This is a genomic window from Leptospira perolatii, from assembly GCF_002811875.1.
Classification (GTDB): Bacteria; Spirochaetota; Leptospiria; order Leptospirales; family Leptospiraceae; genus Leptospira_B; species Leptospira_B perolatii.
In genome coordinates this window covers 198469-212527 of record NZ_NPDZ01000003.1, presented here as the reverse complement: position 1 = coordinate 212527, position 14059 = coordinate 198469, and the positions used below count along the sequence as shown (strand labels likewise).

14 protein-coding genes are annotated in these 14059 nt (G+C 41.4%); 11 read left to right on the top strand and 3 right to left on the bottom strand.

Features of this window, described 5'->3' with window-relative positions; all coding sequences use genetic code 11:
• Positions 1–85: 85 nt before the first annotated feature.
• The gene (locus CH373_RS07130; RefSeq protein ID WP_100712702.1) at positions 86–1369 is read right to left on the bottom strand and encodes an acetyl-CoA hydrolase/transferase family protein; all 1284 of its coding nucleotides are present in this window, start codon (positions 1367–1369) and stop codon (positions 86–88) included.
• A gap of 139 nt (positions 1370–1508) precedes the next feature.
• Here CH373_RS07130 and CH373_RS07125 point away from each other — a divergent pair, with 139 nt between their 5' ends.
• The 4 genes from CH373_RS07125 (at position 1509) to CH373_RS07110 (ending at position 6455) form a co-directional block, all read left to right on the top strand.
• Positions 1509–2726: an MFS transporter gene (locus CH373_RS07125; protein WP_100712701.1), complete on the top strand. Its 1218-nt coding sequence runs from the start codon at positions 1509–1511 to the stop codon at positions 2724–2726.
• Positions 2727–3238: 512 nt separating this feature from the next.
• Positions 3239–4120 carry a patatin-like phospholipase family protein gene (locus CH373_RS07120; protein ID WP_100712700.1) on the top strand — a complete coding sequence of 294 codons (882 nt, stop codon included), beginning with the start codon at positions 3239–3241 and terminating at the stop codon, positions 4118–4120.
• A 6-nt stretch (positions 4121–4126) separates the two neighbouring features.
• Positions 4127–6028: a glycoside hydrolase family 5 protein gene (locus CH373_RS07115; RefSeq protein WP_100712699.1), complete on the top strand. Its 1902-nt coding sequence runs from the start codon at positions 4127–4129 to the stop codon at positions 6026–6028.
• 148 nt (positions 6029–6176) lie between these two features.
• Complete coding sequence (locus CH373_RS07110) at positions 6177–6455, top strand: TIGR04454 family lipoprotein (RefSeq protein WP_100712698.1); 279 nt, start codon at positions 6177–6179, stop codon at positions 6453–6455.
• Positions 6456–6577: 122 nt separating this feature from the next.
• Here CH373_RS07110 and CH373_RS07105 read toward each other — a convergent pair whose 3' ends face one another.
• The gene (locus CH373_RS07105) at positions 6578–6847 is read right to left on the bottom strand and encodes a hypothetical protein (protein WP_423789756.1); all 270 of its coding nucleotides are present in this window, start codon (positions 6845–6847) and stop codon (positions 6578–6580) included.
• 216 nt (positions 6848–7063) lie between these two features.
• On the opposite strand from CH373_RS07105, the gene CH373_RS07100 reads away from it, so the two are divergent.
• From CH373_RS07100 to CH373_RS07070, 7 genes are all read left to right on the top strand, one after another.
• On the top strand, positions 7064–7822 hold the full coding sequence (locus CH373_RS07100; protein WP_100712697.1) for a DUF547 domain-containing protein: 759 nt from the start codon (positions 7064–7066) through the stop codon (positions 7820–7822).
• Between the two features lie 193 nt (positions 7823–8015).
• The gene (locus CH373_RS07095) at positions 8016–8537 is read left to right on the top strand and encodes an RNA polymerase sigma factor (RefSeq protein WP_100712696.1); all 522 of its coding nucleotides are present in this window, start codon (positions 8016–8018) and stop codon (positions 8535–8537) included.
• Positions 8538–8585: 48 nt separating this feature from the next.
• Positions 8586–9626: a FecR domain-containing protein gene (locus CH373_RS07090; RefSeq protein WP_100712695.1), complete on the top strand. Its 1041-nt coding sequence runs from the start codon at positions 8586–8588 to the stop codon at positions 9624–9626.
• A 62-nt stretch (positions 9627–9688) separates the two neighbouring features.
• Positions 9689–10252 (top strand): hypothetical protein, encoded by a 564-nt coding sequence (locus CH373_RS07085; RefSeq protein WP_100712694.1) that lies wholly within the window; start codon positions 9689–9691, stop codon positions 10250–10252.
• Complete coding sequence (locus tag CH373_RS07080; RefSeq protein ID WP_341476344.1) at positions 10236–11144, top strand: DMT family transporter; 909 nt, start codon at positions 10236–10238, stop codon at positions 11142–11144. Before CH373_RS07085 ends, CH373_RS07080 begins: the two co-directional genes overlap by 17 nt.
• Before the next feature lie 56 nt (positions 11145–11200).
• Positions 11201–12232, top strand: a complete 1032-nt coding sequence (locus CH373_RS07075; protein WP_100712933.1) for a DNA-methyltransferase — start codon at positions 11201–11203, stop codon at positions 12230–12232.
• A gap of 133 nt (positions 12233–12365) precedes the next feature.
• Entirely contained in the window at positions 12366–13088 is a 723-nt protein-coding gene (locus CH373_RS07070; protein ID WP_207761441.1) for a FecR family protein, read from the top strand.
• A 49-nt stretch (positions 13089–13137) separates the two neighbouring features.
• On the opposite strand, the gene CH373_RS07065 is transcribed toward CH373_RS07070, so the two are convergent.
• Complete coding sequence (locus CH373_RS07065; protein ID WP_100712691.1) at positions 13138–14040, bottom strand: haloalkane dehalogenase; 903 nt, start codon at positions 14038–14040, stop codon at positions 13138–13140.
• Between the last annotated feature and the right edge of the window lie 19 nt (positions 14041–14059).

The window sequence follows — 14059 nt, the reverse complement described above, 5'->3', positions numbered from 1 at the left end:
GGATGTCGTAACTTCGACAAAAGAGATCGAATTTCCTCCTTCCCCCATTCCCCAATCATAGAGGCCGCCAAAACTGATAGAAGAATTATGACCCTATTTTATGGAAACGCTGCCAGATTTCTTTTTCCAGAGATTCTCTATGATTAGGGTGGGCGATTCCGACGAGCGCCATTGCCCTCTGCCTGAGGTTTTTGCCGTATAGATCCGCGACCCCGAATTCTGTCACGATATAGTGAACGTGGGCTCTGGTTGTCGTAACTCCGGCAGCAGGCTTTAACATAGGAACGATCCTGGAAAGTCCTTTTGAAGTGGAAGAAGGAAGCGCAATGATTGGTTTTCCTCCTTCTGAAAGTGAGGCCCCTCTAATAAAATCCATCTGACCTCCTACACCTGAAAACTGTCTTGAGCCAATTGAATCGGCGCAAACTTGCCCAGTAATATCTACTTCAATTGCAGAATTAATTGCGGTTACCTTTGGGTTTCTCCGGATTACGTGAGTGTCGTTCACATAAGCTATGTCCAAAAGAACTACCTGAGGGTTGTCATCAATGAAGTCATAAAGTTTCTTGGTGCCCATTACAAATCCTGAAACAGTTTTTCCCGGATGGTTTGTCTTTTGAGACCCGTTAATGACTCCGCTTTCAATTAGAGGAATGGCACCGTCAGAAAACATCTCCGTATGGATGCCTAAATTTTTATGATTGCCGAGACAGGACAAGACTGCGTTTGGAATCGCACCGATTCCCATTTGTAAAGTTGCACCGTCGTCCACTAGCGCCGCTACATGTTTGCCAATAGCCATCTCGATTTCATCAGGTTTAGAAATCTCTGCTTCCAATAATGGCTCATGACCTTCCACAAAAGAGTGAATTCGATCAATATGAATGATTCCATCCCCATGAGTTCTGGGCATATGTCGATTCAATTGCGCGATAACGATTTTTGCAGTGTCTACAGCAGCTTTCGCAATATCAACGGAAACACCGAGAGAACAGTATCCGTGCTTGTCTGGTGGAGAAACTTGTATGAGTGCGACATCGATCGGTAAGATTCCTTTTCGGAAGAGCGCAGGACATTCACTTAAGAATACTGGAATATAATCTGCCCGACCTTCTTCCACGGCTTTTCTCATGTTTGGCCCAACGAAAAGCGCATTTACATGGAAACTTTTTTCCATGCCCTCTTCAGCGTAAGGCGCATCGCCTTCCGTATGGATATGAACCATTTCTACATTTCTTAGTTCGGAAGCCCTTTGGGAGAGTGCATTGACAAGCGGCCTAGGAGAAGCAAAGACGCTATGCACGAATACTCTTTGATTGGATTGAATTACCGAGACTGCTTTTTCTGCGCTTGTAAGTGTAAGTTTCATATATTTATAAATTTTTAGACCAAATTCTAGTTTAGTTTTACTTTTTCATTCCGCTTTGATGGAGATTTTTGGAGGCAAGTTTTTTGAATTATGAATTATTCTCCCATTCTAGTTTCGATTACAAACTCTGGTTTTTATTATGATTTCTGCAAACGTTAGAACCGATTCCAGCGGGAAAGTGAACGAGTCATTCTTAATATTGTTGCTAGCTAGCATTCAGTTTACTCACTTCATGGATTTGATGATCCTGTTTCCGCTCCAAGACTATTTTTTGAGGCAGTTTCAAATCGATGTTGGGCAGTTTTCGATCGTTTTCGCATCTTATTCTTATGCTGCAGCCATTGCGGGTATAGTAGGCGGTAATTTTATCGATCGTTTTAACAGGAAGTATGCAACTATTTTCTTGTACTTAGGTTTCATGATTGGCACTTTTTGTTGCTCTATTGCAAATTCATTTTCATTTCTTTTAGTTTCTAGAATTGTTGCCGGGACCTTTGGGGGAATGCTCGGAGGAATCGTGCTTTCGATCATCGGAGACGTTTTTCCGATAGATAAAAGAGGAAGGGCGACCGGCGCGGTTATGGGAGCTTTCTCTGCTGCGTCTGTGATCGGAGTTCCGACAGGTCTTTGGATTGCCAGTAAGTTTTCTTGGAATCATACTTTCGGTTTTATCGTATTAGTTGGACTACCGGTATTATTAGGAGCCTTTCTATTTTTGCCAAGCATTCCAGCGAAGCAGGCCAAGACCGGAGCCTTTGACTTTTCTCAATTGAAATTCGTTTTCTCCGACGGGAATCACCTCAAAGCGATTGCTTTCTTCATGCTGGTGATTCTTGGAGGATTTACTGTCGTAACTTCGATAGCAGTTTATATGGAGCGAAATATTGGTTTCTCGAAAACTGATGTTCAGCTGATCTATCTTTTCGGAGGAGCTTGTACATTTTTTTCTTCTAGATTGATTGGCTATCTAACGGACCTTTACGGGAAGCATAGAATGTTCCTCAATATTGTTCTCCTAAGTATCATTCCGATCGTAGTAATTACTCATTTACCAAAAGTGCCTCTCTGGACAGCGTTAGCCGTAACTACCATATTCATGGTTTTGGTTTCCGGAAGAATCATCCCGGCAATTGCCTTAGTCACTTCCGCTGTGAGGCCAGAAATTCGAGGGAGCTTTATGTCGGTGAACACTGGTTTACAAAATGTTGCTGCCGGTCTTGGAGCGAACCTAGCCGGACTGATCTTAGTAACTCTTCCAGATGGTTCTTTCCAAAGATATGATATTGTAGGTTTCTGTTCCGTTGGATTTAACTTACTCGCTCTCTACATTTCTAGAAAAGTCAGAATCGTTTCTTAGGACTGTCACTTGCAGGTAAGGTCGAAGCTTCGGTAAAAAATTTTCAGAGAATTCTTGACTTTTTAATGAGACAGAATACGGTCTGCCCACACGAAAAGGAGGTGGTTTAGTGAGTAGCGATAGTTGCAGCAAATTAATGACCTGTGAGGTGGCTGAGCAATAGCCCAAGCCGCTTGCAAGGGCCCGCTTGGGACCTATTGCAATACCATCAGACCACTGGCCTTACTGAGCCCTGGGAATTGGTCACTTCCAGGCATCTGAAAGTGTCGAAGTTACGACACAAAAGAAGCAGCCGCTCAGGAGGTTTTAATCCCTCTTATCTCCAGTTTTGTCGTAACTTCGACACGACGTATCTCGTCCTCTCAAACTTCCCTCTGCGCGTTCTCTTACACTCAAGAAACGATCGAATTTCCCTGGGAAATTGTCGTAACTTCGACCATCCCCCCACCTAACATAATCCGTCTTGAAATTTACTCCTTCAAAGGAAAACTGACGAACGGATCAGCACCCGAATGAAGAGAGCTTTAATTTTATCCGGAGGAGGAGCAAGAGGCGCGTACCAAGCCGGAGTGCTCAAATATCTGGAAGAGATACATTTCAAGCCGGATATCGTTTGTGGAACTTCTGTCGGTGCGATTACTGCCACCGCAATGGGTTGCGGACTAGACGCAAAACAAGTGGTTGAACTTTGGAAATCAATCGAAGTTCAGAAGGTGATGAAGTATTCCATTTGGAATGACTTCTTGGATCTAATATTCCGAAGATTCTCCCCTTTAGCAGATACTACCCCCTTAAAATATTTATTATATTCCCAGCTGGATTTTAGAAAATTAAGAAAGAATCCAATGCACGTAATTATCACCGCTGTGAACATTCTCAATGCAGAACTTGTTTTTTTTGGAAATAAGGACATAGATATCGAGCATGTTATGGCTTCGTCCGCTATCCCCTTAATTTTTCCCTGGCAGTATGTGGACGGAAAACCTCACTGGGACGGTGGAATTATGGCAAACACACCTATCTTGCCGGCGGTGGAAAGAGGAGCCACTGAAATCGTAGTGGTATTACTTTCTCCTGTTGGTGGAGTAAACATGAGTTTGCCCAGAAACAGAAGGGAAGCATTAGAAAGAATCTTCGAGTTATCCTTAATCGGCTCATTTCAAACGATCATGGCGAATCTGCAATATGAGAGAAGAAGGAGAATCAAAAGGAAAAGCCTTCGAAGATCCTTGCTTTCCTTTGGAGGATCCGATTCGCCTGAAATCAAAATTAGAGTTATTGGTCCTCGGACTTCGCTCGGATTCGGAAGTATATTAAATTTTTCTCAAGTACAGGCGGACTACTTGATTAGTAGAGGATACGAAGACGCCAAATTGCAATTTGGAGAAGTGTAATTATATATGTTACAAGTAGAATCGCTAAACGGTCACTTTTATGATAGCGAAGGCTATGTACTCCAATTAAGAGGAGTAAACCTTTCCGGGAGTGCAAAAGTTCCGACGCAACCGGACGGAACGACTCACTTTGAACAAACTCAGAGTTTTTTAGATCACAAAAACGTCTCCTTTGTGGGACGTCCTTTGGAAGAATCAAGTGCCGCTGAACACTTGGATCGACTTAGAAAATGGGGATTCAACTTTTTAAGATTCATTGTTACATGGGAAGCTATCGAACACAAAGGCCCGGGAAAGTACGACCAACAGTACTTGGACTATGTGGAGAGAATGGTAGCCTTAGCCGAGAAAAAAGGATTCTACATCTTCATCGACCCTCACCAGGATGTTTGGTCTAGATTCACCGGAGGAGACGGTGCTCCGGGTTGGACAATGGAAGAACTCGGAATGGATATTAGCAAGCTCCGAGATTCGGACACTGCAATTGTGCATCATTTCCAAGGTAGAAATTACCGAAGAATGTCCTGGCCTTTAAACTACCAGAAGTATGCGTGTGCTACCATGTTTACTTTATTCTTTGGTGGAAATACTTTTGCACCAAGAGCTAAGATCCAGGGACAAAATGTGCAGGACTTCCTGCAGGATCACTATATCGATTCGATTTGTAAACTTGCAAAAAAGTTAATAAAGTACAAGAACGTAATCGGCTTCGATTCTTTAAACGAACCATCCCCAGGCTGGATCGGGAAAAAAAATCTAGGTGAATTCTCTGGATTCGGTTTCGGCAAAGTAATTACTTCATCTCCTTTCCAAGAAATGTTTCTTTCGGAGGGGAGGCCTGCTCACGTAAAGGTTTCACAGATGCTCGGATTTATGGGAGTCAGTTTGGGCAAAGTCAAATTGAATCCCAACGGAATACCTCTTTGGAAAAAAGGAAAAAGCTGTGTATGGAAAGACCACGGAGTTTGGGATTACGATCCGAACGGAGCCCCCATGCTTTTGAAAGCGGATTACTTTTCAAAAGTTCGAGGAAGACAGGTGGATTTCTATCCACAATACATGGTTCCATTCATAAAGGAATTCAAACGTAGAATTCAAACTGTCCAAAAACGCTTTTCCATATTCATAGAGAGTGATCCGACACAGCTAGAGTTAGAATGGGACGAGGAATCCAAACCCGGAACGGGAGGGGTAATAAATGCAACCCACTGGTATGACGCCTCCATTTTGCTTTTAAAAAGATTCGTTCCTTGGTTCGGAGTTCATACTTTCAAACACCAACCAGTTTTCGGTAAAAAGAAAATCAGAGAAGCATATGATGATACGATTCGACTGATCAAAGAAATGTCTCTAAAGAAAATGGGCAATTGTCCTACAGTGATTGGAGAAACCGGAATTCCGATGGATATGAATGCGAGAAAAGCTTTCTTAACCAAGGACTATAACCACTTGGAAGAAGCTCTAGATCGCATGCTAGTCCCTATGGAAAAGCAGTTTGTACATTATACTCTTTGGAATTACACTCCGGATAATACTCACAGTTTGGGTGATCGATGGAATGAAGAAGACTTATCGATTTATTCGATCGATACTCCAAAGGATATGAATCCAGATGGGGGAAGGGCGGTCCGAGCATTTTCTCGACCATATCCAATTCGGACCAAAGGAATTCCGGAAGCGATCTCATTCGATATGCACAGGTCTTTGTTCAAATACTCTTTTCGGCGAGAAGAGAACGAAATTCCAGAGGCCGAAATTTTTCTTCCGGAGATCCACTATGGAAAACAAGTGGAAGTCCTTGTAAATGCGGGCACTTGGAAATTTGATCCAAAGAAAAGGCTTCTTAAGTTTAAAGGAGAAAAGGGAATTTCCCACTACGGGATTACTATTAGTCCTTTAAAAAAATAACTTTTCATCGAAATGGGAAACAATAGAATGGTCGCGAATCGGTTATTTGAGAATGTTCTCATTTACCATTCGATTCTTCTGGAAAGCCTTTGCTCTCCCGATCCTGATTAAAAAAAGTGAACATTAAATTAAAATAAAGAGGTTTTACATGAAGAAACTTTCTTTCGCAATTCTTCCGGCTCTTGCTTTATTCGTTATGGTTTCCTGTGGTGGAGCCAAGGTGAGTCAAGCGGAATGCGAGCCTGTCGTGAACGACTTATTTCAAAACTTAACTCAGGGAAAATCACCTGAAGAGACAGAGAAGTTGAATTCTTTGAAGCCATCTTTGGCTCCTATGTTGCTAAAAGAATGTATGTCCGGAAAGTATGATCTGAGCTGTCTCAAATCTGCAAAAGACATCCAAGCTTTGGCAGTTTGCAAAAAATAAGATTTTTGAAAGCACCGGGGTCCGAAAAAAAATCGGATCCTGGAATCGCTTTTTTCTTCAGCTGAAATCATCTACTGGTCGCTTTACAACTCGTTTCTGGTTTGACGCTCCTCTATTTCCGATTATCTTTCGATTAAAAAGAATCCTTTTTCCTCTGTATAACACCCGCTTTCCCGATAGAGTCCTTCCTTGTAAAAATGGATTTTCTGCGCGTATCTAAAATTCCTTTTTACACATCGTAAGCAAATATCCCATCGAATTGCCCACTCACATTCTTCTTCCCTAAAGCTAGGCCAAACTCTCAATAAAGGTTTAGATTCTGGGTCTTGTCCAGGAAATGTACTAGAAGGATCTGGATGTATCCCAAGAAATGAAGCACTCAGATAATAGATAACGAGAAAGAAACAGATATAGGAGGTAAGAAATCCCTTCAATCTTTGCACCTACAATTAATATCGGTATAAAAACGAAAAAGAATTTACCAGGACCGGAGAAAGAACTCTGTATTAGAACAAGGATCAGAAAAGACTTTTTGGGTATAAAAACATTCCATTTGGTCCAGAAGACAAAATCAAAAATAGAACCAACTTTAAGAACAGGGAACAAATATGATCGACGGCCTTCGATTTTTGCGAATTCAATACATTCTCTTATTTCTATTCATCACCCCGGTTTCATCAATTCTTGCTTTTGATCATAATCATTTAGCATGGGATTTGTTACTTAAGAAAAACGTAAAGAACGGATTAGTAGACTATGTCTCTTTTCAGCAGGATGCAAAAAAACTAAATGAATATCTTTCCTCAATTTCTTCTGTAAGTGGCCAAACATATTCTCAGTTTAGCGAAAACCAAAAATTAGCCTTTTTGATCAACGCGTATAATGCATTCACCGTAAAACTCGTCGTCGATAACTATCCGGTCAAAAGCATCAAAGATATCGGAGGGTTTTTGGGAAGTCCCTGGAAGAAAGAATTCTTTACGTTATTGGGAGAAAAGCATCACTTAGATTGGATCGAACATGAAAAGCTGAGAAAGGACTTTCGCGAGCCAAGAATCCATTTTGCGATCAATTGTGCTTCGATGGGCTGCCCACCGTTGTTGGGAGAATCCTTCAAGGCAGACCTTATCAGGGACCAATTAAAGAAAATCACTCGCAGTTTCTTAAAAGATCCCCATAAAAACAATTTTGATGCTTCCAAGAAGGTTCTCTATCTCTCCAAGATTATGGACTGGTTCAAGGAGGATTTTACCCGAGAAGGCGCAACCCTGATCGACTTCTACAACCGGAATTCTGGGGCCTCGATTCCAATGGACACCAAGATTCAATTCAACGACTACGATTGGGACTTGAATCAAACCAGATAAAAAGTGGAATCAAAACGGCAAAATTTTTCGGGAAAAAATACCGATCTGTGTAAAAAGGTTCCCAACCGGGTGTTTTAAAAATCGAGCGTAACTAAAATATTAGGAGGGCTCTTCGGTAAAGAAAGAACAATACGGGCCTAAACTCTGGCAGGAAATTACTTGAATTAGGTTTTCCCGCTAGGATTGTAGTGCAATGACATCCCGGAAAGATTTTATGGAGGCTCTATATAGGGAATCCAGCGGGAGGATTTTTGACTTCCTCTACAAGTACACCGGGAATGCCGAGGTTGCTTCGGATTTAATGCAGGATACTTTCCTGAACTTCTTTAAGAAGTATTCTGAATCTGATCTAACTCGGGAGCAATCGCTCAAACTTTTGTACACAATCGCTCGTAATCGTTCCATCAATCACGCCAAGAAATTTTCTACGGTCAAGGAATCCGGCGCTGAGGACATTCAGTCCTTTCGGGAAGAAGGACCCAGCTTTGTCAGAAAAGCGGAACTTTCGGATTTGGAACTGAGGCTAAAAGAGTGTCTAGGTGACCTTGATGAGGATGAAAGATACGCACTAGTTTTGAAAAATATAGAGAATTATACTTTAGCGGATATCGCTGAGGTAATGGGGATCTCGGTTGCAACTGCATCGCGTTTGGTGGTAAGGGCAACGGGGAAACTCTTAGAACTTGCGAAAGCTAGACAGATACTTCCCGGTTAAGATGGGTAGACTAGCTTCAGAGAATAGGAAAGGGTAAAAACAGGGACAATGGATAAGGACCTGGAAAAGAAGATACAAGATGCACTGGAAGGTAAGGCGAACGACCTTACTCCGACTGTGGATGTACTTGGATCTTTACTAGCAAAACCTTGGGTTGAATTGGATTCGGGAGTCAAAGCTTCTCAGTTTGAAAAGCTTTTTTCTGATGCCCAAGTCGATTCTAAATCGAAGCTACTTTCTTTTCGAAGCCCTTATTTATATTGGGTCGCCGCAGCTGCAGCAGTCATTCTAGTTTTCCCTGTCTATTTCCTAATGAAGGAAAAAGCTCCGGTTTTAGAGCCTTCCGGTATTGTAATCCAGGAGATCCAAGGAAGAGCTTTTCTTTCTTCCTCCGATTCGTCTCACAAAGTCGCACTCAATTTGGGAGAATCGGTAGCTCTTGGCCAGTCTGTTTCTACGGATGCAGATTCGGTGCTTAGAATTTCCGTTTCGAAAGGAATCGGATTATTACTTTCTCCTAATACAGATCTAGAAATTGTGAAAGAAGGAAAAGATTCCTTCCGTTTAAAGAACGGAAATCTTTTGGTTCACCTTCATAAGAATCTTAAAAAAGAAGAATTTCAGATTCTAACCGAAATGGGAAAGATCGAGGTCAGAGGCACGAAATTTTCCGTTTCGGCAAATCCTGAAAGCGGAGTAGAAGTATCCGTTTTAGAAGGAAGAGTTGCTGTGCTCAAAGAAGGGGAGACTGATAAGGGAGAGCAAGTATTGGAACCCGGCCAAAAAATTAAGCTGGGCTCAAAGGGCTTTCAGAGATCCTTTTTGAGAGATCAGGAATTGCAGGATCTGAGCGGAAAATTCGAGAGATTGCCAGTCGAGGAAATTCCAAGAAATAAGGACCGTTCTTTTGTCTCAAAAGACGAACTGTTTAAGGAATACCAAAGGCTGGAGAGAGTGGTTCTCACAGATAAAACGGTCCAAGATGGCGTGATCATAGATATGGATGAACAATTTATGTATCTACAGACCCTGGACAAAGAAATTCAGATTCCAAGAGAAATGGTCCAAGAAGTGATTCAGGTCCGCTAATTTTGAATTATTTTTGACACCTGAGAAATTCTGGCAGAAACTACCTACAAAGGGGAAATGTAATGCCTGAAGAGAATCCCGTAAAACCTAAGAAACTATCCATTTACAAAAGGCACCTTTCCAATTATATAATTGATAAGGACTTTCAACTCAGGTTTCTACTTAACTTTTCTCTATTATTTATATTTGGGCTGCTCCTAACTTTAGGGTTTCTGTATTGGGTCCATTCAACTCGGCATGATAAGGGAGTTGTCTTCAGACTTAGGGAAGATCCTGTAAAAGTTTACCAAAAGGGATTCGAAGTTGTAAACGGTGTTGAGAAAGAGAAGTTCGTAGAACGCGAAATTTTCCTCCCAAACTACGATCATAATCTAGACATGTTTACGATACAGTTTCGAGGAATTTTACTTTTCTCTTTATTGTATTTGCTTTTGTCGGCCCTCTTCGTGATCTTATATTCACATAAAATGGCTGGGCCAGTTTATAATATTAAGAAAAATTTAAAATTGCTTATTGAAGGGAAAGACGTAGATAAAATTCGGATTCGAAAGGGCGACGAGTTCCAAGACTTGGCGGACCTCTTGAACCAAGTTATAGAGAAAAAGATTTCTGGAAAAAAACAATAGAATAAGTCACCTTCTTTTAGCCATAACCGCTCTACTTTGGGGTTTGGCATTTCATTCCGCCAAGATCGCAATGTTAAATGCATCACCGATCATGGTTGCCTCGCTGAGATTCGGATTTGCATCCATTTTTGCTCTGATTTTATTCAAAGTAGAAGCAAATGGAAAACCACTCTCTGAAATCGATCGTAAGAATTGGTTTTATCTGTTTTGGATGTCCTTCTTCGGGATATTCATTTACAATCTTTTCTTTTTCGAAGGATTAATGCGAACTTCCGCCGTAAGCGGCTCTTTGATTGCCGGTTCGAATCCTGGGATCACTGCGTTGATTAGCGTACTGTTGGGATTAGAAGTATTAAGTAAAAAGAATTGGCTAGGAATTTTCGTCTCGTTTCTCGGTGTCTTCGTCCTGATTACTCAGGGGAGCCTGGAACGGCTTACAACGTTAAATATCGGGAAGGGAGAACTTCTACTAATTTGTGCCTCTATTTCTTGGGCAATCTATGCAATTATTGGAAGGAAGGTAATGAAGGAGGTCCCCGCTAACCTTGCATCAGGTTTGTCCATCTGTATAGGTACAGTCCTCCTTTTCCCGCTGTTGATTGTTCGGGATGGTTTTGATTCCTTAAAAACAATCCCGGGTCTTGATGAAACTTATTTTTGGTTATCGATTGCCTATATGGGGATCTTTGCCTCGGTATTTGCTTTCCGTTTTTGGAATATCGGAGTAAGCAGTTTAGGACCTGCTAGAACTTCCATCTATGTGAACCTAGTTCCGATTGCGACTGCGATCATCGGAATATTTGCAGGGGAATCTTTATCTGCACAACAATACGTAGGGGGCGGATTGATTCTTTCCGGAGTTTATCTTACAACCAAAAGGGCTACTAGGTGAAGAGTCCTCGACCTATCGAAACAACGCATTCATTTCATGTTGATGATTCCAGAAGGATGAAATCGATTTCGAGTAATACTATTGACTTAGTACTGACTTCTCCACCGTACCCTATGGTTCAAATGTGGGACTCTCTCTTTGAAGGATGGAATTCTAATATTCAAAAACTGTTAAGCTCTTCGAAGGGTATGGAAGCCTTCGAGAAGATGCATTTGGAGCTGGATAGGGTTTGGAGTGAATCTTATCGAGTTTTGAAAGATGGAGGGATTCTACTAGTCAATATTGGAGATGCGACAAGAAGTCTGGGAAGCGAATTCCGACTCTATTCCAACCATTCTAGAATTCTTTCTTCTTGTCTGAATTTAGGATTCGCCAGCCTTCCTGATATTTTATGGAGGAAACAGACAAATTCTCCGACAAAGTTTATGGGCTCGGGTATGCTTCCAGTTGGAGCTTATGTTACCTATGAGCATGAGTACATTCTAGTGCTTAGAAAAGGTGGCCTTCGCAAATTCAGTAAATTGGAACAGCAAATCAGGCGCGAAAGCGCTTTCTTTTGGGAAGAAAGAAATAAGTGGTTCTCGGATGTGTGGGAGATCAAAGGGGAGAGGCAGGGTGTAAGTTCCGACAAGACTTCCAGAAATCGAAGCGCCGCTTTCCCACTAGAATTTGCGTACAGACTGGTGAACATGTTTTCGATCAAGGGGGACCTTGTTCTAGACCCATTCTGGGGGACAGGTACTACTTCACTGGCAGCAATGATTGCGGTTCGCAATAGCATTGGAATCGAAATCGATTCTAGTATTTTTGAGATAGGTAAGAGAAGGTTGATCGAAGGGCGAAAAATTGCGTCGGAACTTCTACATAAGCGCTGGAAAGAGCATTCTGAATTTCTATCTCATCAAAAAAAGATCGGAAAATCTGTGGGGCACAGAAATCAATTGTATGAGATTCCAGTTGTAACGAATCAGGAAAGACAGCTTCGTTTCGAAAGTATAGATTCAATTGAGATGATTGATCCGACTCAATGCAAGACTAAGTATGTCGCTTTTGCGCCATCAAAAAACGGAAAAAAATTGTATTCTTAAAATTGTACGAATATAGAATGTCCGATTGTTATTTTGAATGGATATTCCCTTTTAGAGCGGAAATAGATATTCAAATGCTTCAGCAGTCTGAAACGAGGAATGAAATTGTATGGCCATTTTATCAAAATTTAGAATGAAATCGTGCATCGTACTGCTGTTAGTTTCTCCTTTCACTTATTCTATTTACGCTGCGGATGAAATTGCTGTTACACTATTTGTTAGTGGAAAGGTTTCTTACACTCAAAATGGAAAGAAACTGGATCTGAAGAAAAATGTTGTATTGGGAAAAGAAGATACTATTGAATCGGCTGATGGTAAGGCAGATATTCAAGTCGGGCCGAATGCCGTAATTCGGCTGGCTCCGTTTTCAAAAGTAAAAATTGCTGACCTGTCTTCTTCTGCAAAGGAAAACAAATCTACTGTTCAATTGGTCTCCGGAAAGGTTTTTGCCCGAGTTGATAAATCCGATAAAAAGGAAAACTTTTCAGTCTCTTCTACTTCTTATACTGCAGGTGTCCGAGGGACACAATTTGTCGTAAGTGAAGAATCGGAAGAAGCTAGAAAGCAAAATCCAAAAAATGAGGATTCAAATATTCCGAATGGGATATTTGTGAAAGAGGGGGAAGTCGGAGTTACGACATCTTCCGGCAATAGTGTACCTGTAAAATCTGGCGAAGAGGCTATTCTATCTCCGGAGGGTCTATTGAAGCAGCCTCTCGAGATTTTTATGCAAGAGAAGATGAAGATTTTGGACGGGTTTCGCAAAATTAGTGAAGAGAATTATCAGCTTCTAAAAAATCAAAGAGAGCAAAATCAAGAAATGATCAGAAAAGCCAGGGAGTCCAGCTATCAATAGATGTGATCTGGTCTTAATACCTGGTTCTTTCCTTCCGAAATTGCAGAAATTAGCCAGGATTGCTTGAAATAAAATCGATCAGAACCTGTGCCAATTCTTCTCCTTTGTCCTCTTGTAAAAAGTGACCGGCCTTTTCTATTGTGGTATGCTTTTGGCCTTTTGTGCCCGGGATTAATCTTCGGAAAAAGATATCCCCGCCTTTTGTTAAATCGTCGGAATCACTAAATGCGGTTAGAAAAGGTTTTCTCCAGTTGCGGAGAATTTGCCAAGCATCTCGATTCGCCTGAGAAGCAGGGTTATCTGGAGTTATTGGGACTAGTGTCGGAAACATTCTCGCTGCTGCCTTATAACTCTCATCAGGATACGGAGCAGCATATGCTTTCAATACTTCAGGACGAAGTTCCGACACGCATCCGGACTGAATTATTTTTGCTATAGGCAGATTTTTCACTTTTTGCGAAAAAGAAAGCCATTTTAGAAATGCCTCCTTTGGCGGATTATCCCCTGTGGGAAGAAAAGTATTGGAGGCACAAATTCTTTTGAATAAATGCTCTCTGGCGACAGCGGCTCGCAAGCCTAACAATCCACCCCAATCCTGGCAGAAAAGTGTAATATTCTTAAGATTTAATGTATCGATGAATTCTATAAGCCAATCAACATGCTGCTGATATGTAAATATTTCCTTTTGAACTGGCTTATCTGATTTGCCGAAACCAATTAGGTCAGGAGTTACGACACGAAAACTCGAAGCAGAAAGCTTAGGGATCATTTTTCTATACAGATAAGACCAGGATGGTTCTCCGTGAAGGAGGAGGATTGTTTCACTCGAGTTCTTATCCCCCTCATTCAAATAATGCATTCGAAGGTCACCTACTTTAACAAAGTTTGGTTGAAACGGATAATCAGGGAGATTGTTGAAACTCTGTTCTGGCGTTTTTAATACCTTTTGCATATGAATTCCCCCCCATTTT